The organism is Streptomyces sp. NPDC094143, assembly GCF_040303825.1.
Lineage (GTDB): Bacteria > Actinomycetota > Actinomycetes > Streptomycetales > Streptomycetaceae > Streptomyces.
Window position 1 is genome coordinate 55,295 of the sequence record NZ_JBEOTZ010000031.1, and the last position, 20,934, is coordinate 76,228.

Sequence of the window (20,934 nt, forward strand, 5' to 3'; positions counted from 1 at the left end):
GGCGAACGTTAGGTATCCACTCATGCTGACCATCCTCGGCTTCGCCATGATCGCGACCTTCCTGGTCCTGATCATGATGAAGAAGATGTCGCCGATCGCGGCGCTCGTGCTGATCCCCGCGCTGTTCTGCGTGTTCGTCGGCAAGGGCGCCCACCTCGGCGACTACGTCATCGACGGCGTGACCAGCCTCGCCCCCACCGCGGCGATGCTGATGTTCGCGATCGTCTACTTCGGCGTGATGATCGACGTCGGTCTCTTCGACCCGATCGTCCGCGGCATCCTCAAGTTCTGCAAAGCCGACCCGATGCGGATCGTCGTCGGCACCGCCGTGCTCGCCGCGATCGTGTCGCTGGACGGCGACGGCTCCACCACCTTCATGATCACCGTCTCGGCGATGTACCCGCTGTACAAGCGCCTGAAGATGAGCCTGGTCGTGATGACCGGCGTCGCCGCCATGGCCAACGGCGTGATGAACACCCTCCCCTGGGGCGGCCCGACCGCCCGCGCCGCGACCGCGCTCAAGCTCGACGCCAGCGACATCTTCGTCCCGATGATCCCCGCGCTCCTGGTCGGCCTGCTCTTCGTCTTCGTCCTCTCCTACGTCCTCGGCGTGCGCGAGCGCCGGCGGCTGGGCGTGCTGACGCTGGACGAGGTGCTGGAGGAGGAGAAGGAGACCGAGACGGTCCTCGTCGGTGCCGGTGCCGGTGCCGGTGCCGGTGCCTCCGGCGACGACACGGTCTCCCTGCGCAAGACCGGCCCGGGCGGCGCCGGTTCCGGCACGGACGCGCCCGAGGGCACCGGCGGCGCCGGGGGCCCGGCCGAGGACGACGGCTTCCAGGGCCTCGACCCCGACCGCTCCACCCTGCGCCCGAAGCTCTACTGGTTCAACGCGCTGCTCACGGTCGGCCTGCTGACCGCCATGATCCTGGAACTGCTCCCCATCCCGGTGCTGTTCCTGCTCGGTGCCGCACTCGCCCTGTCGGTGAACTTCCCGCACATCCCCGACCAGAAGGCCCGCATCGCCGCGCACGCCGACAACGTCCTGAACGTCTCCGGCATGGTCTTCGCCGCCGCCGTCTTCACCGGCGTCCTCCAGGGCACCGGCATGGTCGACCACATGGCCAAGTGGATGGTGGACGTCATCCCCGGCAGCATGGGCCCGCACATGGCCCTCGTCACCGGCCTCCTGAGCCTGCCGCTGACGTACTTCATGTCGAACGACGGCTTCTACTTCGGTGTCCTGCCTGTCCTCGCCGAGGCCGGCGCCGCGCACGGCGTCTCCCCGCTGCAGATGGCCCGCGCCTCCCTGGTCGGCCAGCCGCTGCACATGTCCAGCCCCCTCGTCCCCGCCGTCTACGTCCTGGTCGGCATGGCCAAGGTCGAGTTCGGCGACCACACCAGGTTCGTCGTGAAGTGGGCCGCCCTCACCTGTCTGGTCATCCTGGCGGCGGGCATGCTCTTCGGCATCATCTGACCGCGCGTACGACACTCCATGGAGGACATCGTGAGGCCCGGTGGGAACCGCGGCTGGCTGCTCCGCCTCGTCATCGCCTTCTCCTTCGCGCAGGGGGCGGTGTCGATGGCCCGGCCCGCCGTCTCCTACCGGGCCCTCGCGCTGGGCGCGGACGAGCGGGCCGTCGGTGTGATCGCCGGCGTGTACGCGCTGCTGCCCCTGTTCGCGGCCGTGCCCCTGGGCCGCCGCACCGACCACGGCCGCTGCGCGCCCCTGCTGCCCCTCGGAGTGGTCCTGATCGCCGGCGGCTGCGCCCTCAGCGGCGTGGCCGGGTCCCTGTGGACGATGGCGCTGTGGAGCGGGGTGATGGGCCTCGGCCACCTCTGCTTCGTCATCGGCTCGCAGTCCCTCGTCGCCCGCCAGTCCGCGCCGCACGAACAGGACCGCAACTTCGGCCACTTCACCATCGGCGCGGCCCTCGGACAGCTGGTCGGCCCCGTCGCCGCCGGCGCGCTGATCGGCGGCGAGGACATGGCCGGCACCAGCGCCCTGGCCCTGCTCGCGGCCGGCGCGACGGCGGCGGTCGCGTTCACCTCGCTCTGGCGCATCGAGCACCGCCGTACGGCGTCCGCGTCCCGCGCGGCCAAGGGCGAGCGTGTCCCCGTGCGGGGCATCCTGCGCACCCGGGGCGTGCCCGCCGGCATCTTCATCAGCCTCGCCGTGCTGTCCGCGACCGACATCCTCACCGCCTACCTCCCGGTGGTCGGCGAGCACCGGGGCATCGCGCCGTCGGTCATCGGCCTCCTGCTCAGCCTGCGCGCGGCGGCCACCATCGCCTGCCGGCTGGTCCTCACGCCCCTGCTGCGGCTGATCGGCCGGACCCTGCTGCTCACCGTCACCTGTCTGCTGGCGGCCCTGCTGTGCGCGGGCATCGCCCTGCCGGTGCCGGTGTGGGCGCTCGGGCTGCTGCTGGTGCTCCTCGGCTTCTGCCTCGGCGTCGGGCAGCCGCTGTCCATGACGACGGTCGTCCAGGCCTCGCCGGAGCACGCGCGTTCCACGGCCCTCGCGCTGCGCCTGACGGGCAACCGGCTCGGCCAGGTCGCCGCGCCCGCCTCGGCCGGTGTGGTCGCCGGGGTCGCGGGAGTGGCGGCGCCGTTCGTGATGCTGGGGGTGCTGCTGCTGGTCTCCGCCGGGGTGGCGCTGCGGTCGCGGGGGAGCGCCCCGCCCGAGCCGGCCGGAGGGGTGGCGAAGACCGGCCGGCGGCGGGTGTCACTGCGCCGTGAGAGCGATACCTGACGCGTCGCCGGGCGGCGCTGCACGTCTTCCGGGCGGTGAGGTGACACAGAGTCAGGTGGCGTGGGGTTTGTATGAAAATCGTCCGACTTGGAGGCAGCTCCCGGCCGCCGGCTTTCCTGCCCGTCGTACCCCTCGCGCGCCGTGCCGGCACCCGTACCGCCGTCCTCGCCGCGTCCACCTTCGACGCGGGGGAGGAGGTCAACTGGACCATCCAGACCCAGCCCGGAAAGGCCCGCCGGGCGGACGGGCGGACCGCCGTCCACGCCGTGGACCGGATCACGTCGTACGAGAAGCCGCACTTCCCGCGCCAGGAGGTGTACGGCGCCCGGGGCCGCCCAGAGTCGCGCCTGATCACCTGCGGCGGCACGTACGACCGCCGGAAGGGCTACTCGGGCAGCGTCGTGGTCTTCGCCCACCTCACCGGCATCCGCTGACGGCCGGGCACCGGCACCGCCCCCGCCCGAATCAGGGATTCCGCCTTCTCACCAGTCGGAACGCCGCCCCCGATCCGGTTCGGTGTCTTCCCCCGGCCGGGCACAATCCGTTAACTTCCGTGACCCACAGCCCCGTACGGCCCGTACGGGGCTTCCGACCGCGGAGCACCAGCGCCCTGAAGACCCCTCGGGGGCACCTCATGACACGCGCCATCTCCCTGCACGACGTGAGCAAGGCCTACACGCGGGGCGCCCGCGTGGTGGACCGGCTCTCGCTGGACATCGCACCCGGCGAGTTCCTCGTCCTGCTCGGCCCGTCCGGCTGCGGCAAGTCGACCGTGCTCAGGATGATCGCCGGACTGGAGGAGATCGACGAGGGCGAGCTGCTGCTCGACGGCGAGTACGCCAACGACCTTCCACCGTCCGGCCGGGACATGGCGATGGTCTTCCAGAACTTCGCCCTCTACCCGAACATGACCAGCCGGAACAACATCGGTTTCCCGCTGCGCCTCGAGTCCCCGGGCACGGACCCCGCCCCCCGCGTGGACGCCACCGCCCGCATGCTCGGCATCGAGGACCTCCTCGACCGCCTGCCCGGCCAGCTCTCCGGCGGTGAACGCCAGCGGGTCGCCATGGGCCGGGCCATCGCCCGCCACCCCTCCGCGTTCCTCATGGACGAGCCGCTGTCCAACCTGGACGCCAAGCTCCGCACCCATCTGCGCGCCGAGATCTCCCAGCTGACCAAGGAGCTGGGCGTCACCACCCTCTACGTCACCCACGACCAGGCCGAGGCCATGTCGCTCGGCGACCGGGTCGCGGTGCTGCGCGGCGGCGTGCTCCAGCAGGTCGGCACCCCACGGGCCGTCTACGCGCTGCCCGCCAACGTCTTCGTCGCCGCCTTCATCGGCACCCCGCGCATCAACCTGCTGCGCGGCCTGGTCCGTGCCCCGCTCGACGGGGCGATGACCATCAGCCTGGGCAAGCAGTTCCTGCGCCTGCCCGAGCCGCTCTCGCTGGACCACCAGCTGCTGCGGGTCCAGCAGGGCCGCGAGGTCATCGTGGGCCTGCGTTCGGAGGCCGTGCGGATCGCCAGGCACAGCGCGGCCCGCCCCGGTGAGGTGCCGCTCACCGGCCTGGTCGAGCACGTGGAGTTCCAGGGGCACGAGATCCTCGTCCACTTCGACACCGGCTCCAGCCCGGCCGTCGTCCCGGAGCTGGAGGCCCCGCGCCCGCGCCCCGGCCGTCCCGTACGGCGCCGCCGCCGGGAGGGCTCGGTCCTCACCCGGCTGCGGGAGCGGACCGGAGCCGGCCGGGCCGGGCCCGTGGTGGCCCTGGAACACCCCGGTGACGCCGATCCGCGCCCCACGGCCGCCCAGCCCCGGCTGCCCGGCGACCTCATCGTCCGCACCACCCCGGACCTGGCCCTGCGGCACGGCATGCAGGTGCCGCTCCTGGTCGACCTCGCCCACCTGTTCGTCTTCGACCAGCACGGCGACCGTATCTGCCCGAGCCCGGCGCACCTGCCCGACCTGGAGGAGTGAGCAGCGCAGGGTGAGCGGCGGGAGTGAGCAGCCGCACACCCGGGCCGGGCCCGGCCGTGCTGTGATGGGCCGGGACCCGGCGAGCCCGGGTCCCGGAACGTCTGGCGCCAGAAAACTATCGCCGCTAGTTTATGTGCCGGACGACGACGCCCCCGCCCCGGAGGAAGCGCGATGAAGGCACACGACGGCATGTACATCCAGGGCGCCTGGCGCCCCGCCGCCGGCCAGGACGTGATCGAGGTCGTGAACCCGGTCGACGAGCAGGTCATCGGCACGGTCCCGGCCGGCACCGCCGAGGACGTCGACGCCGCCGTACGGGCCGCCCGGGAGGCACTGCCCGGCTGGGCCGCGACCCCGCCCGCCGAGCGGGCCGCCCGCCTCTCGGCCCTCCGGGACGTCCTGGCGGCCCGGGCCGACGAGATCGCCGAGACGGTGACGTCCGAACTCGGCTCACCCCTGAAGTTCTCGCAGGCCGTCCACGCGGCCGTGCCCGTCGCGGTCGCCGGCTCCTACGCCGAGCTGGCGGCGACGTACGCCTTCGAGGAGAAGACCGGCAACTCGGTCGTGCACCACGAGCCGATCGGGGTCGTGGCCGCGATCACGCCGTGGAACTACCCCCTGCACCAGATCGTCGCCAAGGTCGCCCCGGCCCTCGCGGCGGGCTGCACGGTCGTGGTGAAGCCCGCCGAGGACACCCCGCTGGTCGCCCGTCTCTTCGCCGACGCCGTGCACGAGGCGGGGGTACCGGCGGGCGTGTTCAACCTGGTCACCGGCCTCGGCCCGGTCGCCGGGCAGGCCCTCGCCGAGCACCCCGGCGTGGACCTGGTCTCCTTCACCGGCTCCACCGCCGTCGGCCGCGGGATCGCCGCGATCGCCGGGGGGCAGGTCAAGAAGGTCGCCCTCGAACTCGGCGGCAAGTCCGCCAACGTCATCCTGCCGAGCGCCGACCTGGCCAGGGCCGTCAACGTCGGCGTCGCCAACGTCATGTCCAACTCCGGGCAGACGTGCAGCGCCTGGACCCGGATGCTCGTCCACCGCGACCGGTACGACGAGGCGGTGGAACTCGCCGCCGCGGCCGCGGCCAAGTACGGCGACCGCATCGGGCCGGTCGTCAACGCCAGGCAGCAGGCCCGGGTGCGCGGCTACATCGAGAAGGGCGTCGCCGAGGGTGCCCGCCTGGTCGCCGGCGGCCCCGAAGCCCCGCGCGAGACCGGCTACTTCGTCAGCCCGACCGTCTTCGCCGACGTCACCGAGGACATGACCATCGCGCAGGAGGAGATCTTCGGCCCGGTCCTGTCGATCCTCCGCTACGAGGACGAGGAGGACGCCCTGCGGATCGCCAACGGCACGGTCTACGGCCTGGCCGGCGCCGTCTGGGCCGGGGACGAGGCCGAGGCGGTGGCCTTCGCCCGCCGGATGGAGACCGGCCAGGTCGACATCAACGGCGGCCGCTTCAATCCGCTCGCCCCCTTCGGCGGCTACAAGCAGTCCGGCGTCGGCCGCGAACTCGGCGTGCACGGCCTGGCCGAGTACCTCCAGACCAAGTCCCTCCAGTTCTAGTCAGGGGAGTCCCTTCCGTCATGGCTGTCCGCGCCGCCGTCCTGCCCGCCGTCGGCTCCCCGCTGGAGATCACCGGCATCGAACTGCCCGACCCCGGACCCGGACAGGTCCACGTCCGGCTCGCCGCCGCCGGGGTCTGCCACTCCGACCTGTCCTTGTCCAACGGCACCATGCGCCTGCCCGTCCCGGCCGTCCTCGGCCACGAGGGCGCCGGCACGGTCGTCGCCGTCGGCGAGGGCGTCACCCACGTCGCGCCCGGCGACGGGGCCGTCCTCAACTGGGCCCCGTCCTGCGGCGTCTGCCACGCCTGTTCGCTCGGGGAGATCTGGCTGTGCGCCGACGCCCTGAGCGGCGCCGCCCGCGTCCACGCCCGTACCGCTGAGGGCACCGACCTCCACCCCGGCCTGAACGTCGCCGCGTTCGCCGAGGAGACCGTCGTCCCCGCGTCCTGCGTGCTGCCGGCCCCGGACGGCGTCCCGCTCGCCGACGCGGCCCTGCTGGGCTGCGCCGTCCTCACCGGCTACGGCGCCGTGCACCACTCCGCCCGCGTCCGGCGGGGCGAGACGGTCGCCGTCTTCGGTGTCGGGGGAGTGGGCCTCGCCGCGCTCCAGGCCGCCCGGATCGCCGGCGCCTCCAAGATCATCGCGGTGGACGTCTCCCCGGCCAAGGAGGAACTCGCCCGCACGGCCGGAGCCACCGACTACCTCGTCGCCTCCGGCACCACCGCCCGCGAGATCCGCGGCCTCACCGGCAAGCAGGGCGTGGACGTGGCCGTCGAGTGCGCCGGACGTGCCGTCACCATCCGCACCGCCTGGGACTCCACCCGGCGTGGCGGCCGTACCACGGTCGTCGGCATCGGCGGCAAGGACCAGCAGGTCACCTTCAACGCCCTGGAGATCTTCCACTGGGGCCGCACCCTGACGGGCTGCGTCTACGGCAACTCCGACCCGGCCCGGGACCTCCCCGTCCTGGCCGGGCACGTCCGGGCGGGCCGCCTCGACCTGAGCGCACTGGTGACCGAACGCATCTCCCTCGACGGCATCCCGGCGGCCTTCGAGAACATGCTGGCGGGCAAGGGCGGCCGCGCACTGGTCGTGTTCTAGCAGGCCCCCGTCCCCGTCCCCCGTCTCCCCGTTCCCCTCTCCCCTCCTGTGCCCCGGCCTTCCCGCGAGGCCGGGGCTTCGCCGTGTCCGCATCCGTCCGCCGAGCGCCATGTACAGGCGAAAAGTCCTGGTGCACGACCCGTTGACGTACATACCGTCCGGTCAGTACGTTCCCTGAACCCGAGCCACCCCCCGTTCCGTCCCCGCACCCCCGGAGCGCGCACCGCATGGACACGGCACCTTCCGCTCAGCCCGGCCCCACCCCGCCCGCCGCCGGCAACCGCCGCCGGGTCGCCACCGCAGCGGCACTCGCCTCGGCCGTCGAGTGGTACGACTACTTCGTCTTCGGCATCGCCGCCGCTCTCGTCCTGGGCGACCTGTACTTCCCCGCGGGCAGCCCCACCGCGGGCGTCCTCGCCTCGTTCGCCACCTTCGCCGTCGGCTTCCTCGCCCGCCCCCTCGGCGGCATCGTCGCCGGGCACCTCGGCGACAAGCGCGGCCGCAAGCCGATGCTGGTCCTCGCCCTCACGCTCATGGGCGTGGCCACCACCGGCATCGGCCTGCTCCCGACGTACGACACCATCGGCGTCGCCGCCCCGATCCTGCTCGTGCTGTTCCGCGTCGCCCAGGGCGTCGCGGTCGGCGCCCAGTGGGGCGGCGCGATGCTCCTGGCCACCGAGTACGCCCCGGAGGGCAAGCGCGGCGTCTACGGCAGCGTCGTCCAGCTCGGCGTCCCCATCGGCGTGGTCACCGCCAACACCGTCTTCCTGGCCGCCGGGGCCTTCACCACCGACTCGGCGTTCACCGCCTGGGGCTGGCGCGTGCCGTTCCTGGTCGGCCTGCTGGTGCTGGGCCTGGCCTGGTACATCCACACCCGCGTCGAGGAGACCCCGGCGTTCCGCGAGGCGGAGCGGGCGCTCGCGCAGCAGGAGAAGTCCGAGCAGAGCTCGCCGCTGCGCACCATCCTGCGCGGTCACCTCGGCACGGTGCTCCTGGCGGGCGGCTCCTTCGCCGTGAACACCGCGACCTTCTACATCCTCATCACGGGCGTCCTCGACTACACCACCCGCGAACTGGACATGGAGAAGGGCCCGGTCCTCACGGTCTCGCTCTGCGTCAGCCTGACCCAGCTCGTGCTGATCCCGGCCTCCGCCGCCCTCTCCGACCGCGTCGGCCGCATCCGGATCTACGCCCTCGGCGCGGTCGGCATCGCCCTGTGGGCCGTCCCGCTGTTCCTGCTGATCGACACCGGCTCGCTGCTGTGGCTCGCGGTCGGCACGTTCGTCGCCAGCTGCTTCCTGAGCATCATGTACGGCCCCCAGGCGGCGCTGTTCGCCGAGCTGTTCACGCCCGAGATGCGCTACACCGGGGCCTCCCTCGGCTACCAGATCGCAGCCGTCGCGGGCGGCGGGCTCGCCCCCTTCGTGATGGTGCTGCTGCTGGAGGCGACCGGCACCTCGATGGCCGTCTCCGGTTACATCATCGGGCTCGCGGTGATCGCCCTGGTCTCGATCAGGGTCCTCGCGAGCCGGGCCCGCGCGACGGAGCCGCAGGCCGTGTCCGAGGCCCGCGCGGATGCCGGGTCAGCGAGCTGAGTCCGGCGCCTGCTCGGGCCGGTGTTCCGGAACCACTTCCGGAACAGCGGCCCGGGCCGCCGCCCGCGAGCGCGACCGGGACACCGCCACGCCCGCCAGGCACAGCACACCGCCGAGCAGGGTGAGCAGCCCCGGCACCTCGCCGAGGAACAGCCAGGACATCAGGACGACCAGCGCGGGCGCCGCGTACGTCGTTGCGCCCATCCTGCTCGCGGTCGTACGGGACAGCGCGTAGGCCCAGGTGGTGAAGGCGAGGGCGGTCGGGAAGACGCCCAGATAGATCATGTTGAGCGTGGCGGAGGCCGGTGCCCGCGTGGCCTCCTGGACCAGCTGTCCCGCGAACGGCAGGCACACCACCGCGCCGACCAGGCAGCCGAACGTCGTCACCTGCAGCGGACTCGCCGAGCCCAGCGCCGGCTTCTGCGCCACGACGCCGCCGGCGTACGCGATCGCCGCCAGCAGGCAGAGCACCACCCCGAGCACCGAGGAACCGCCCTCGCCGGACATCGACAGACCCACGGTCACCGCACCGGCGAACGACACCGCCATCCCCGCCAGCAGCCGCGGCGGCATCGGGTCGCCGAGCAGGCGGGCGCCCAGCAGCGCGATCAGGATCGGCCCGGTGTTCACCACCAGCGCGGCCGTGCCGGCGTCGACCTGCTGCTCGCCCCAGTTCAGGGCGACCATGTAGAAGCCGAACCACAGCACGCCCGATATCGCGATCCCGCGCCAGGCCGAGCGCGGCGGCCAGGTCTCCCGCCGCACCAGGCAGAACACGCCCAGCGTCAGCGCGCCCGCCAGCAGCCGCCCGAGCGCCAGCGCGCCGGGCGAGTAGGCGTCGCCCGCGCTGCGGATCGAGACGAAGGCGGACGCCCACAGCACGACGGTGACCGCGGCCGCGGCGGCGGCCGTCATCTCGGCGCGACGGGCGGACGCGGGGGGAGGGGTGCTCATCATGCTCCTGAGGCTAGGGGGAGGCGGGGCGGGAGGCTCGCGGATTCCGGACGGGGCGCCGCCCGTCGGCGCGTGACGGGGCAGCGGCGGTCAGCGCAGGGCGGCGGGCTCGACGCCCAGGAGGTCGGACAAGGCCCGTTCACCGACCTCCGTCACCTTCACCGCCCGCTCCGAGCCGATGCGCACGCACCACCCCGACTCCAGGGCGTGCCGGCACAGGGCCGCGCCCGCCACGCCCGCCAGATGCGGCCGGCGCTCGGTCCAGTCCAGACAGGCCCGGGCCAGCGGCCGCCGCCCCCGCCGGTCGAGGCCGATCCCGGCCGCCTCGAACCAGGCGAGCCCGGCGTCGGTGAGCGCGAACCCGGTCTCCTGCACGAGCAGTCCGCGGACCGTCAGCGCGTCGGTGACCACGATGCCGAGCCGCCCGGCGAGATGGTCGTAGCAGGTGCGGCCCCGGGCCATCGCGGAACCGGCGCTCGACGCACGCAGGTTCCGCGGCCGTGCCGCCCGGTCCGGCGCCACCTGCGCCGCCAGGTCCTCGACCAGCTGCGCGACCCGCGCGTCGGCCAGCCGGACGTAGCGGTGCCGGCCCTGCCGCTCCTCGGTGAGCAGGCCGCCCGCGACGAGCCTGCCCAGGTGCTCGCTCAGCGTGGACGCGGCGACACCCGCGTGCCGGGCCAGCTCGCCCGCCGTCCAGGCCCGCCCGTCGAGCAGGGCGAGCAGGCACGTGGCCCGGGTCTCGTCGGCGACCAGCCCGGCGAGCCGGGCCAGCGCGCTGGCCTGTGGGGCCCTCGTCGTCATGCCCCCAGCATGGAACACGGATCCTTCGGCCGGCGCCGAAGTGTCCGGCCCGCGCGGCCTACGCGGTCCGCCGCACCTGCTCGTACTGGCGCGCCAGCCCGTCCAGCAGGGCCGTCAGGCCGGTCTCGAAGGCGCGCTCGTCGATCTTCTCCTGCTGCTCGGCGAGGAGGTGCGCCTGCTGGAGGTGCGGGTAGTCGGCGGGGTCGTAGGCGCTCGCGTCGTCCACGAAGCCGCCGGCGAAGGAGCCGAGCGCGGAGCCCATCACGAAGTAGCGCATCAGCGCGCCGATGGAGGTGGCCTGCGCCGGTGGCCAGCCCGCGTCGACCATCGCGCCGTAGACCGCGTCCGCGAGGCGCAGCCCCGCCGGGCGCCGGCCGGGGCCGCGGGCCAGCACCGGGACGATGTTGGGGTGGTCGCGCAGCGCGGCCCGGTAGGAGACCGCCCAGTCGTGCAGCGCGGTCCGCCAGTCCCGGCCGTCCTGGAACATCGACAGGTCCACCTGGCCGCTCACCGAGTCGGCGACCGCCTCCAGGATCTCGTCCTTGGTGCGGAAGTGGTTGTAGAGCGAGGGCCCGCTGACGCCCAGTTCGGCGGCGAGCCGGCGGGTGGAGAGGGCCGCGAGGCCCTCCGCGTCCACGAGCGCGCGGGCCGTCTCGACGATCCGGTCGGTGCTGAGCAAGGGCTTGCGCGGTCGGGCCATGGCGCACATAGTAGGGCTGCCGTCATAAACTAGCAGTGCTAATTAAAACGGTGCGGCATCCGCGCCGGACACGGTTTTCGAGGGGTGGCTTGTGGTGAACCTTGGGCTCAGCGAGGAGCAGACCGCCGTACGGCAGCTCGCCCGGGACTTCGTGGCGCGCGAGGTCGCCCCGCACGCCGTCGCCTGGGACCGTGCGGAGGAGGTCGACCGGTCGATCGTGAAGAAGCTCGGCGAGGTCGGCTTCCTGGGGCTGACGATCGACGAGGAGTACGGCGGCTCCGGCGGCGACCACCTCGCGTACTGCCTGGTCACGGAGGAGCTCGGCCGGGGCGACTCCTCGGTGCGCGGGATCGTCTCCGTCTCCCTCGGGCTCGTCGCCAAGACCGTCGCCGCCTGGGGGAGCGAGGAGCAGAAGCGGCGGTGGCTGCCCGGGCTGACCTCCGGCGCGGCGGTGGGCTGCTTCGGGCTGACCGAGCCGGGCACGGGCTCGGACGCGGGCAGCCTCACGACCCGGGCGGTGCGGGACGGCGACGAGTACGTCATCGACGGCACCAAGATGTTCATCACCAACGGCACCTGGGCCGACGTCGTCCTGCTCTTCGCCCGCTCCACCGACGCCCCCGGCCACCAGGGCGTCTCCGCCTTCCTGGTCCCCACCGACACGCCCGGCCTGACCCGCCGCACGATCCACGGCAAGCTCGGGCTGCGCGGCCAGGCCACCGCGGAACTCGTCCTGGAGGGCGTGCGCGTGCCGGCCTCCGCACTGCTCGGACCGGAGGGCAAGGGCTTCTCGATCGCCATGTCGGCCCTGGCCAAGGGCCGGATGTCCGTGGCGGCGGGCTGTGTCGGCATAGCCCAGGCCGCGCTGGAGGCGGCCGTGCGGTACGCGGGCGAGCGCGAGCAGTTCGGCAGGACCATCGCCCACCACCAGCTGGTCCAGGAGCTGATCAGTGACATCGCCGTGGACGTCGACGCGGCCCGGCTGCTGACCTGGCGGGTCGCCGACCTGATCGACCGGGGGCAGCCGTTCGCCGTCGAGTCGTCCAAGGCCAAGCTGTTCGCCTCGGAGGCGGCCGTCCGCGCCGCGAACAACGCGCTGCAGGTCTTCGGCGGCTACGGCTACATCGACGAGTACCCCGCCGGCAAGCTGCTGCGGGACGCCCGCGTGATGACTCTGTACGAGGGCACGAGCCAGATCCAGAAACTGGTCATCGGGCGGGCCCTGACGGGGGTCTCGGCGTTCTGAGTAGCGCCTGAGTACTTCGGCGGATGCGGCGCGGGGCACGGTGGCCGAAGCTGTCGCCATGAGTGACACACCGGGCAAGCAGCAGAACACGGCCGCCTTCTACGGCCAGGCCGTCGCCTCCTTCGCCGTCGCCATGGCGGCCACCGCGATCGGCATCTACCAGCTGAGCGCCGACGCCTGGGTGCGGGGCTTCCTCGCCATCGCCGTGCTGTACCTCGTCACCTCCTCCTTCACGCTGGCCAAGGTCATCCGCGACCGGCAGGAGGGGGCCGCGGCGCCGGCACCCACGTACACCCCCTTCGACAAGCACTGAGGCGGCTGCCGGGCGGCCGCGCTAAGCGCTCGCTCACCTTCGGCGGTATGGTGGTGGCCCTGTCAGTGGAGAGGGGCGAGTGATGAGTACGGCGGAGGAGACGGCCGACGGCGAGGCGCAGGCGTGGGGCGAGGTCACGCCCGACGCGGCGCGGCGGTTGCTGATCGCCGCGGTGGAGGCCTTCGCCGAGCGCGGCTACCACGCCACGACGACCCGTGACATCGCGGGCCGGGCCGGGATGAGCCCGGCCGCGCTCTACATCCACTACAAGACCAAGGAAGAGCTGCTGCACCGCATCAGCAGGATCGGGCACGAGAAGGCCCTGGAGATCCTGCGTACCGCGTCCCGCCGCGAGGGCAGCCCCACCGAGCGGCTCGCCGACGCGGTCAGCTCCTTCGTGCGCTGGCACGCGGGTGGGCGGACCACCGCGCGGGTGGTGCAGTACGAACTCGACTCGCTCGGCCCCGACGCCCGCGCCGAGATCCTCGCGCTGCGGCGTCAGGTCGACGCGGAGGTGCGCGGGATCATCGAGGAGGGCGTGCGCTCGGGCGAGTTCGAGGTCATCGACGTGCACGGGACGACGCTGGCGGTGCTGTCGCTGTGCATCGACGTCGCGCGGTGGTTCAACGTGGGCGGGCCGCGGACGCCGGAGGAGGTCGGCGCGCTGTACGCCGACCTCGTGCTGCGGATGGTGGGCGCGGCGGGTTCCGCGGCCGTCCCGGCGGAACCGGCGGCGCCTCAGACGTAGTAGCGCGAGACGGACTCGGCGACGCAGACGGGCTTGTCGCCGCCCTCGCGTTCCACGGTGAAGGCGACCGTCACCTGGACGCCGCCGGGCACGTCCTCGACGCCGGTGATCGTCGCGGTGGCGCGCAGGCGGGAGTTCACGGGGACGGGGGAGGGGAAACGGACCTTGTTCGTGCCGTAGTTGACGCCCATCTTCACACCCTCGACGGAGATCAGCTGGGGGCCGAAGAGGGGGAGCAGCGACAGGGTCAGATAGCCGTGCGCGATGGTCGTTCCGAAGGGGCCCGCGGCGGCCTTCTCCGGGTCGACGTGGATCCACTGGTGGTCGCCGGTGGCCTCCGCGAAGAGGTCGATGCGCTTCTGGTCGATGTCGAGCCAGTCGGTGTACCCCAGCTGCTCGCCGACCGCCGACTTCAGGTCGTCGACGGACGTGAAGATCCTCGGCTGTGCCATGTCTTCCAGGCCTCTCGTGCGGGGAGCATCTCTAAGCGACTGCTTAGCATGGTCGCCCGCGCGGGTTGTGTCAACGGACTGGGTAGGGTTCGAGGGGTGCCTCAGATTCCAGAGAAGATCCACGAACTCACGGTCGGGCAGCTGTCGGCGCGCAGCGGGGCGGCGGTGTCCGCGTTGCACTTCTACGAGTCCAAGGGCCTGATCAGCAGTCGGCGCACGGCGGGCAATCAGCGTCGGTACTCCCGTGACACGCTGCGGCGGGTCGCGTTCATCAGGGCCGCGCAGCGGGTCGGGATCCCGCTGGCGACGATCCGCGAGGCGCTGGCGCGGCTGCCGGAGGAGCGGACGCCGACCAGGGAGGACTGGGCGCAGCTGTCGGAGGCGTGGCGATCGGAGCTGGACGAGCGCATCAAGCAGCTGAACCGCCTGCGGGACCACCTCACCGACTGCATCGGCTGCGGCTGCCTCTCCCTCGACACGTGCGTCCTGTCCAACCCGGGTGACGTGTTCGGTGAACGCCGGGCGGGTTCGCGTCTGATGGTGGAACGCAACGGGGGCGGGGGCGCGCGGGGCGCCTAGGCGGCGGGGGGTGGGGGTGCGCGTGGCGCGTGACGCCGGGTGGGGGGCGGGGCCGCGCCGGGGGGTGTCCGTCCTCGGAACGGCGCGATCGACGTGCGTGCCGACTCACTCCTCGTTGACGCGCCAACCGCTGCGGGCGGACATCCCCCGGCACGGCCCCTTGCGCCGTCCGGCGGGTGCGGGTGCGTCTCGGCTGCCGCGAAGGGCGCGTCGGCGCTGGGGGTGCCCTCTGCTCGGACAGTACGGGGGACCCCGTTCCGCCGGGCTGTGTGCGCCCCGGCCCTCAGCGCCCGTGCTCCACCAACCCCGCCGCCACCAACTCCGCGTTGGAACCGGCCCGTTGCCCGTCCGGCAGGTGCAGGACGTCCTCCAGCCCGATCCGCGTCGCCAGCCCCAACTCGCCCGCCAGCCGCAGCACCGGCCACGCGCCCCCGTCCTCCCCGTGCAGCAGCACGGGCCGGCCGTGGGCGGAACCCAGCTCGGACAGCAGCTCCCGGGCGGACGTCACCGCCGTCGCAGGGTCCGGGTCCGTCACCTCGGCGAGAACCCGCAGCACCCTCGGCCCGAGCGGTGAGGACGCGAACCGCCGTGCCCCGTCCGTGCCGGACCAGATGCCCGCCTCCACGCCCACTCCGAGATCGAGCAGCGCGGCGGCGACCTCCTCCGCGCCGGGCTCGTGCCAGTTGACCGAGGCGTGGTCGGGCAGGACGGTCCAGCCTCGGATCCGGTCGAGCCGCGCGGCGGGGTCCGGTTCGGCCCACGCCCCCGTGGTCACCCCCACCGGCACCGGCACGCGCGCACGCAGCGCCGTCAGGGTCTCCGCCAGCACCCGCGGCGACAACGTGTCCCTTCCGCACGGCGTCTTGGGATGGACATGGACGTCCGTGGCCCCGGCCGCGACGGCGGCCGCGGCGGAGGCTGCCATCGCCTCGGGCGTCAGCGGCACCGCCGTACCGTCAGCGGCCGTCCGCGGACCGTTCAGACACACCTGCACCATGTCGACGATGGTGCCAGGCCCCACCGGCAGTGGGGGTGCGGCATCCCCGGCGCACCCCCCGCGCACCCGCATCCGTCAAGCCGACACCAGCAACCTCGCCCGCCTGGCGTCCGCCAGGGCTTCGGGCGTGAGCACGGGACGCGGCACCAGGATTCCGCAGTCCGTGCAGACCGGGCCCGTCGAGGGCTCGTGGTCCAGGTCGTACCTCCAGGTGAGTCGTTCCCCACCGCACACCGGGCAGCCCGAGCCCGGTTCCCGCTCCAGCGCGGCGATCAGCCGGCGCAGTACCTCCGCCAGCGGTTCACGGGGATGGACCGCCGGATCGTCGCACCACGCCACGCCGAAACCGCCCCAGGTCAGCCGGTGCCAGTCGTCCACGCTGCCCGGCCGGCGCAGCCCGTCGTGCTTCTCCTTCTTGCGGCGCTCGGCGAACTCGACCTCGTAGGCCAGCCAGACCGCCCGCGCCTCCTCCAGTTCGTCCAGTGCGGCCACGAGCCGCGCCGGATCGGGGGAGCGGTCCTCGGGACCGAACCCTGCCCGGGAGCACAAGTGGTCCCAGGTCGCCCTGTGCCCGTACGGCGCGAACCTCTCAAGGCACTTGCGCAGCGAATAACGCCGCAAGGCCAGATCGCACCGCGGATCGCGGACCTGTCTCGCCAGACTCCGGAAACCGGCCATCGTCCTGCACCTCCGTCACACCTGCACCTGTACATCCGGTCACTTCGGCGTCGTCGTACGGACGTCGCCGAATAGACGTATCGACAAGCGAATCGGCTCCATCCGATTTCAAATGCCCTCCATAAGCCGTCCGACGAGGCTCACTTGTCGACTGCCGTGATCCGTGTGCCTGTTGTGCTGACTTCCAAAAGTGACGCTTGTTCATCTTCAAAGGCGGGGATACCGGCGGTAACATCCCGCCCACCCCACGTCGGGAGGAGCCCTCATGCCACGGCGTCACCCACGCACCGTTCTCGACAGACTGAGAACTCCCCGCGGAATCCCCGGGTTCCTGAAGACCGCATCCGTATGCGCCCTGATCGCGGGTCTTTTGTCGCCACTCGCCCCAGCGGCGGCCGCGGAGACGGCGAACGCGCAGGCCGCGGCGGCCGCCAACGACCACTGCGGGAACCAGTGTTCGGACATCCTCCCGCCCGGTCAGAACGGCAACGCCACCCTCGCCCAGATCCTCCTCAACCAGGCCTTCGGCACCCAGCCCGAACACGCCGAGGACCAGCTCGGGCCCTACAACGACCTCGCCAAGGGCTACCCGGGGCTCACCAACGAAAAGATCAACACCTTCTTCAACGACGCGTCCTTCGGCGTCCCGGCGGACCAGGTCGCCTCCACCGTCAAGCCCGCCGGGCGCGGTGACGTGACGATCGTCAGGGACAAGAAGACCGGCGTGCCGCACATCACCGGCACCACGCGGTACGGAACCGAGTTCGGCGCAGGCTGGGCGGCGGCCCAGGACCGGCTGTGGCTGATGGACGTCTTCCGGCACGTCGGGCGGGGACAGCTGACCTCCTTCGCGGGTGGCGCGCCCTCCAACCAGGGGCTGGAGCAGCAGTTCTGGCGGCACGCCCCGTACACCGAGGCGGAGCTGCAGGCGCAGATCGACAACGCCGTGGCCACGAACGGCGAACGCGGCGCACAGGCCCTCGCCGACGCCGAGGCCTACCTCGACGGCATCAACGCCTATGTCGACGCCTCCGACAGCGGCCGCTACTTCCCCGGTGAATACGTGCTCACCGGGCACAAGGACTCAATCACCAACGCCGGGAAGATAGAACACTTCAAGATCACCGACCTGGTGGCGCTCGCCTCGGTCATCGGCGCGCTGTTCGGCTCCGGTGGGGGCGGCGAGGTCGACAACGCGATCTCCCTGCTGGCCGCCCAGGAGAAGTACGGCGTCGCCGAGGGCACCAGGGTCTGGGAGTCCTTCCGGATGCGCAACGACCCGGAGGCCGTCCTCACCCAGCAGACCGGCAGCTTCCCGTACGCGACCAGGCCCGACACCCCGCAGGGCACGGCCCTGCCCGACGCCGGCTCGGTGCGCGCGGAGCCGCTCGTGTACGACCGCACCGGCAGCGCCGCCGCGCCGAGCGCCACCGGCGCCTCCCGCGAGGCGGCGAAGACGGCCCTGTCCTCCGCGAAGCGCGGCATGTCCAACGCCCTCGTGGTGAGCGGGAAGCACACCGCCAGCGGTCATCCCGTCGCCGTGTTCGGCCCCCAGACCGGCTACTTCGCTCCGCAACTTCTGCTGCTCCAGGAGATCCAGGGTCCGGGCATCAGCGCCCGCGGCGCCTCCTTCGCCGGCCTGAGCTTCTACGTCGAGCTCGGCCGCGGCCAGGACTACGCGTGGAGCGCCACGACCTCGGGCCAGGACATCATCGACACGTACGCCGTCGAACTGTGCCGGGACGACCACCACTACCTCTACCGCGGCACCTGCACGCCGATGGAGAAGGTCGAGCAGAAGAACGCCTGGAAGCCCACGGTCGCCGACGGCACCGCGGCCGGTTCCTACACGATGCGCGTGTGGCGCACGAAGTACGGGCCGGTGGAGTACCGCGCCACGGTCGGCGGCAGGAAGGTCGCCTACACCACCCTGCGCTCGTCCTTCCTGCACGAGGCCGACTCCATCATCGGCTTCCAGATGCTGAACGACCCCGGCTACGTGCAGGGCCCGGAGGACTTCCAGAAGGCGGTGCGGCACATCAACTACACCTTCAACTGGTTCTACGCCGACTCCGACCACACCGCGTACTACAACAGCGGCGACAACCCGGTCCGCGCCGGCGGCGTCGACGCCGAGTTCCCGGTCTGGGCCCGGCCCGCGTACGAGTGGCGCGGCTGGGAGCCGGCGACCAACACCGCCGACTACACCCCGCCCTCCGCGCACCCGCACTCCGTCGACCAGGACTACTACGTCTCCTGGAACAACAAGCAGGCCAAGGACTACACGACCGCGCCCTGGGGCAACGGATCCGTGCACCGCGGCAACCTCCTTGAGGACCGGGTGCAACGGCTGGTCCGGCAGGGCGGGGTGACCCGGGCCTCGCTGGTCAAGGCCATGGCGGACGCCGGGCTCGCCGACCTGCGGGCCGAGGACGTCCTGCCCAGGCTGCTGAAGGTCGTCAACAGCGCGCCGGTCACCGACCCCGCGGCGGCGGCCGCCGTGAGCAAGCTGCAGGCCTGGGTGGCCGCCGGGGGCAAGCGCACCGAGACCTCCGCCGGCTCCCGCAAGTACGCCGACGCCGACGCGATCCGCATCCTGGACGCCTGGTGGCCGCTGCTGGTCGAGGCCGAGTTCCGGCCCGGGCTCGGCGGCGAGCTGTACCAGGCCATGACCGCCAACCTGCCCGTCGACGAGTCCCCGTCCGCCGCGCACGGCCCGACCGGCTCGCACGCCGGGAGCTCCTTCCAGTACGGCTGGTGGAGCTACGTCGACAAGGACCTCCGGGCCGTCCTCGGCGAGCAGGTGAAGGGCCCGCTGGCCCGTGCGTACTGCGGCGACGGCAGTCTCGGCGCCTGCCGCGACACCCTCGTGCGCACCCTGAAGGAGGCGGCCGGGAAGACCGTGGCACAGGTCTACCCGGGCGACGGCGTGTGCGCGGCGGGCGATCAGTGGTGTGCCGACTCGATCAACCACCGCACCCTCGGCGGCATCAGGCACGGCCCGATCAGCTGGCAGAACCGGCCCACCTACCAGCAGGTCGTGGAGTTCACCTCGCACCGGTGAGCACGCCGGGTACGCGGTGACGTACCGTCCGGCGGCGGGTCAGCGGACGCGGCCCGCCGCCGGGACCGGCCGGGCCGGTTCCGCGTGCAGGATGTCGCTGTGCGCGCCGGCCGGCCCGATGCGGGGCGGCCGGCCGCGCGCTCAGCGGTACAGGAGGTACTTCCGCCGGGTCCGGCGGAACGCCGCGAGCTCCTCCTGCCACCCGGCCACGACCTCGTCGGTGTCCGCGCCCGCGTCGATCATCGTGCGCACGCGCGTGCTGCCGGTGAGCCTGTCGATCCAGTGGTCCGGGCGCCAGGCGAAGCCGCTCCAGACCCGCTTGGCGGTGACCAGCAGGCCGATCCCGGTGCGGACGGGGTCGAAGGCCACCCGGTCGTGCACATGCAGCTGCACCCCGCCGATCGTCCTCCCCTGGAACTTGGAGAAGGTGGGCGCGAAGTACGCCTCCCTGAACCGGACGCCCGGCAGGGCGAGTTCGTTCGCGGCGGCCGCCCAGCGCCGGTCGATCCCCTCCGCGCCGAGCAGCTCGAACGGCCGGGTGGTGCCGCGCCCCTCCGACAGGTTGGTGCCCTCGAACAGACACGTCCCGGAGTACACCAGCGCCGTCTCCGGCGTGGGCATGTTGGGGCTCGGCGGCACCCAGGGCAGCCCGGAGGCGTCGTAGAAGTCCGAGCGCCGCCAGCCCGACATCGGCACGGTCTCCAGCGGCACCGGCTCGGTCAGGAACTCCCCGTTGAACAGCCGCGCCAGCTCCGCGACGGTCATGCCGTGCGCCTGGGAGATCGGCTGCCGTCCGACGAACGTCGCGAACTCCCGGTGCAGGACGGGCCCGAGGGCCGCCCGGCCGGTCACCGGGTTGGGCCGGTCCAGCACCACGAACCGCTTCCCCGCGAGCTGCGCCGCCTCCATGCAGTCGTACAGCGTCCAGATGTAGGTGTAGAAGCGCGCGCCGACGTCCTGGATGTCGAAGACGACCGTGTCGACGCCGGACGCGGTGAAGATGTCCGCGAGCGGGCGGCCGCTCTTGAGGTACGTGTCGTAGACGGGCAGTCCGGTGGCCGGGTCGTCGTGGCGGCCCTCGGAGCCGCCGGCCTGGGCGGTGCCGCGGAAGCCGTGCTCCGGGCCGAAGACGGCGGTGAGCTCGACACGGTCGTCCGCGTGCATGACGTCGACGATGTGACGGGCCTCGCGGGTGATGCCGGTGGGGTTGGTGACGATGCCGGCCTTCTGGCCGGCCAGCAGGGCGTAGCCGTCACGGGTGAGTCGTTCGAAGCCGGTGCGGAGCCGGTGGTGGGGCGGGGCTGCGGCGGCGGTGGGCGCCGTCGAGACGGCGGCCGTGGCGGCTGCCGTGAGGACGGCTCGTCTGGAAGGGCGCATGAAGTGGCCTCCGTGATCCGTTTTCTGCCGGTTCGTCGTGGCT

General features: G+C 72.7%; 18 protein-coding genes and 1 pseudogene. 12 read left to right on the forward strand and 7 right to left on the reverse strand.

Features of this window, described 5'->3' with window-relative positions; translation table 11 throughout:
• The first annotated feature begins 22 nt into the window (after positions 1-22).
• From ABTZ58_RS30920 to ABTZ58_RS30950, 7 genes and pseudogenes are all read left to right on the forward strand, one after another.
• Positions 23-1,474 (forward strand): CitMHS family transporter, encoded by a 1,452-nt coding sequence (locus ABTZ58_RS30920; RefSeq protein ID WP_502996155.1) that lies wholly within the window; start codon positions 23-25, stop codon positions 1,472-1,474.
• Between the two features lie 30 nt (positions 1,475-1,504).
• Entirely contained in the window at positions 1,505-2,749 is a 1,245-nt protein-coding gene (locus ABTZ58_RS30925) for an MFS transporter (RefSeq protein WP_351363749.1), read from the forward strand.
• A 230-nt stretch (positions 2,750-2,979) separates the two neighbouring features.
• A pseudogene (locus ABTZ58_RS40285) lies at positions 2,980-3,183 on the forward strand (class F sortase); the annotation flags it as partial.
• A 200-nt stretch (positions 3,184-3,383) separates the two neighbouring features.
• Entirely contained in the window at positions 3,384-4,724 is a 1,341-nt protein-coding gene (locus tag ABTZ58_RS30935; protein WP_351363755.1) for an ABC transporter ATP-binding protein, read from the forward strand.
• 171 nt (positions 4,725-4,895) lie between these two features.
• Positions 4,896-6,284: an aldehyde dehydrogenase family protein gene (locus ABTZ58_RS30940; RefSeq protein ID WP_351363758.1), complete on the forward strand. Its 1,389-nt coding sequence runs from the start codon at positions 4,896-4,898 to the stop codon at positions 6,282-6,284.
• A gap of 20 nt (positions 6,285-6,304) precedes the next feature.
• Positions 6,305-7,387: a Zn-dependent alcohol dehydrogenase gene (locus ABTZ58_RS30945; RefSeq protein WP_351363761.1), complete on the forward strand. Its 1,083-nt coding sequence runs from the start codon at positions 6,305-6,307 to the stop codon at positions 7,385-7,387.
• Between the two features lie 227 nt (positions 7,388-7,614).
• Positions 7,615-8,982 carry an MFS transporter gene (locus tag ABTZ58_RS30950; protein WP_351363764.1) on the forward strand — a complete coding sequence of 456 codons (1,368 nt, stop codon included), beginning with the start codon at positions 7,615-7,617 and terminating at the stop codon, positions 8,980-8,982.
• Here ABTZ58_RS30950 and ABTZ58_RS30955 read toward each other — a convergent pair.
• The 3 genes from ABTZ58_RS30955 to ABTZ58_RS30965 form a co-directional block, all read right to left on the reverse strand.
• Complete coding sequence (locus ABTZ58_RS30955) at positions 8,971-9,936, reverse strand: DMT family transporter (RefSeq protein ID WP_351363860.1); 966 nt, start codon at positions 9,934-9,936, stop codon at positions 8,971-8,973. The genes ABTZ58_RS30950 and ABTZ58_RS30955 overlap by 12 nt on opposite strands.
• A gap of 90 nt (positions 9,937-10,026) precedes the next feature.
• A complete protein-coding gene (locus tag ABTZ58_RS30960; RefSeq protein WP_351363767.1) occupies positions 10,027-10,737 on the reverse strand; it encodes an ArsR/SmtB family transcription factor in 711 nt (236 codons plus the stop codon).
• A gap of 58 nt (positions 10,738-10,795) precedes the next feature.
• Complete coding sequence (locus tag ABTZ58_RS30965) at positions 10,796-11,437, reverse strand: TetR/AcrR family transcriptional regulator (RefSeq protein ID WP_351363770.1); 642 nt, start codon at positions 11,435-11,437, stop codon at positions 10,796-10,798.
• Between the two features lie 94 nt (positions 11,438-11,531).
• Between ABTZ58_RS30965 and ABTZ58_RS30970 the strand changes: the two genes are divergently transcribed.
• The 3 genes from ABTZ58_RS30970 (at position 11,532) to ABTZ58_RS30980 (ending at position 13,744) form a co-directional block, all read left to right on the forward strand.
• The gene (locus tag ABTZ58_RS30970) at positions 11,532-12,683 is read left to right on the forward strand and encodes an acyl-CoA dehydrogenase family protein (protein WP_351363773.1); all 1,152 of its coding nucleotides are present in this window, start codon (positions 11,532-11,534) and stop codon (positions 12,681-12,683) included.
• A 58-nt stretch (positions 12,684-12,741) separates the two neighbouring features.
• On the forward strand, positions 12,742-12,996 hold the full coding sequence (locus ABTZ58_RS30975) for a YiaA/YiaB family inner membrane protein (protein WP_351363776.1): 255 nt from the start codon (positions 12,742-12,744) through the stop codon (positions 12,994-12,996).
• An 82-nt stretch (positions 12,997-13,078) separates the two neighbouring features.
• Positions 13,079-13,744, forward strand: coding sequence for a TetR-type transcription factor C-terminal domain-containing protein (locus tag ABTZ58_RS30980; RefSeq protein ID WP_351363779.1), 666 nt, complete (start codon positions 13,079-13,081; stop codon positions 13,742-13,744).
• On the opposite strand, the gene ABTZ58_RS30985 is transcribed toward ABTZ58_RS30980, so the two are convergent.
• On the reverse strand, positions 13,735-14,196 hold the full coding sequence (locus ABTZ58_RS30985; protein ID WP_351363782.1) for a MaoC family dehydratase: 462 nt from the start codon (positions 14,194-14,196) through the stop codon (positions 13,735-13,737). The two genes, ABTZ58_RS30980 and ABTZ58_RS30985, sit on opposite strands and share 10 nt — an antisense overlap.
• Before the next feature lie 96 nt (positions 14,197-14,292).
• Here ABTZ58_RS30985 and soxR point away from each other — a divergent pair, with 96 nt between their 5' ends.
• Complete coding sequence (gene soxR / locus ABTZ58_RS30990) at positions 14,293-14,775, forward strand: redox-sensitive transcriptional activator SoxR (RefSeq protein WP_351363785.1); 483 nt, start codon at positions 14,293-14,295, stop codon at positions 14,773-14,775.
• Positions 14,776-15,058: 283 nt separating this feature from the next.
• Here soxR and ABTZ58_RS30995 read toward each other — a convergent pair whose 3' ends face one another.
• Positions 15,059-15,772, reverse strand: a complete 714-nt coding sequence (locus tag ABTZ58_RS30995) for a 3-keto-5-aminohexanoate cleavage protein (protein WP_309096406.1) — start codon at positions 15,770-15,772, stop codon at positions 15,059-15,061.
• A 75-nt stretch (positions 15,773-15,847) separates the two neighbouring features.
• Positions 15,848-16,450 (reverse strand): hypothetical protein, encoded by a 603-nt coding sequence (locus tag ABTZ58_RS31000; RefSeq protein WP_309096407.1) that lies wholly within the window; start codon positions 16,448-16,450, stop codon positions 15,848-15,850.
• Positions 16,451-16,715: 265 nt separating this feature from the next.
• On the opposite strand from ABTZ58_RS31000, the gene ABTZ58_RS31005 reads away from it, so the two are divergent.
• On the forward strand, positions 16,716-19,514 hold the full coding sequence (locus ABTZ58_RS31005; protein ID WP_351363790.1) for a penicillin acylase family protein: 2,799 nt from the start codon (positions 16,716-16,718) through the stop codon (positions 19,512-19,514).
• Between the two features lie 141 nt (positions 19,515-19,655).
• Here the strand turns inward: ABTZ58_RS31005 and ABTZ58_RS31010 are convergent, their stop codons facing one another.
• Positions 19,656-20,891: an exo-beta-N-acetylmuramidase NamZ family protein gene (locus ABTZ58_RS31010; RefSeq protein WP_351363793.1), complete on the reverse strand. Its 1,236-nt coding sequence runs from the start codon at positions 20,889-20,891 to the stop codon at positions 19,656-19,658.
• Positions 20,892-20,934 lie beyond the last annotated feature (43 nt).

Bases quoted from the DNA above. Each gene is read 5' to 3' on its own strand.
- ABTZ58_RS30995 (WP_309096406.1), bottom strand. From the start codon at position 15,772: ATGGTGCAGGTGTGTCTGAACGGTCCGCGGACGGCCGCTGACGGTACG.
- ABTZ58_RS30935 (WP_351363755.1), top strand. From the start codon at position 3,384: ATGACACGCGCCATCTCCCTGCACGACGTGAGCAAGGCCTACACGCGG.
- ABTZ58_RS30955 (WP_351363860.1), bottom strand. From the start codon at position 9,936: ATGAGCACCCCTCCCCCCGCGTCCGCCCGTCGCGCCGAGATGACGGCC.
- ABTZ58_RS30950 (WP_351363764.1), top strand. From the start codon at position 7,615: ATGGACACGGCACCTTCCGCTCAGCCCGGCCCCACCCCGCCCGCCGCC.
- ABTZ58_RS30980 (WP_351363779.1), top strand. From the start codon at position 13,079: ATGAGTACGGCGGAGGAGACGGCCGACGGCGAGGCGCAGGCGTGGGGC.
- ABTZ58_RS30965 (WP_351363770.1), bottom strand. From the start codon at position 11,437: ATGGCCCGACCGCGCAAGCCCTTGCTCAGCACCGACCGGATCGTCGAG.
- ABTZ58_RS30920 (WP_502996155.1), top strand. From the start codon at position 23: ATGCTGACCATCCTCGGCTTCGCCATGATCGCGACCTTCCTGGTCCTG.
- ABTZ58_RS31000 (WP_309096407.1), bottom strand. From the start codon at position 16,450: ATGGCCGGTTTCCGGAGTCTGGCGAGACAGGTCCGCGATCCGCGGTGC.
- ABTZ58_RS31005 (WP_351363790.1), top strand. From the start codon at position 16,716: ATGCCACGGCGTCACCCACGCACCGTTCTCGACAGACTGAGAACTCCC.
- ABTZ58_RS31010 (WP_351363793.1), bottom strand. From the start codon at position 20,891: ATGCGCCCTTCCAGACGAGCCGTCCTCACGGCAGCCGCCACGGCCGCC.
- ABTZ58_RS30940 (WP_351363758.1), top strand. From the start codon at position 4,896: ATGAAGGCACACGACGGCATGTACATCCAGGGCGCCTGGCGCCCCGCC.
- ABTZ58_RS30985 (WP_351363782.1), bottom strand. From the start codon at position 14,196: ATGGCACAGCCGAGGATCTTCACGTCCGTCGACGACCTGAAGTCGGCG.
- ABTZ58_RS30975 (WP_351363776.1), top strand. From the start codon at position 12,742: ATGAGTGACACACCGGGCAAGCAGCAGAACACGGCCGCCTTCTACGGC.
- ABTZ58_RS30960 (WP_351363767.1), bottom strand. From the start codon at position 10,737: ATGACGACGAGGGCCCCACAGGCCAGCGCGCTGGCCCGGCTCGCCGGG.
- ABTZ58_RS30945 (WP_351363761.1), top strand. From the start codon at position 6,305: ATGGCTGTCCGCGCCGCCGTCCTGCCCGCCGTCGGCTCCCCGCTGGAG.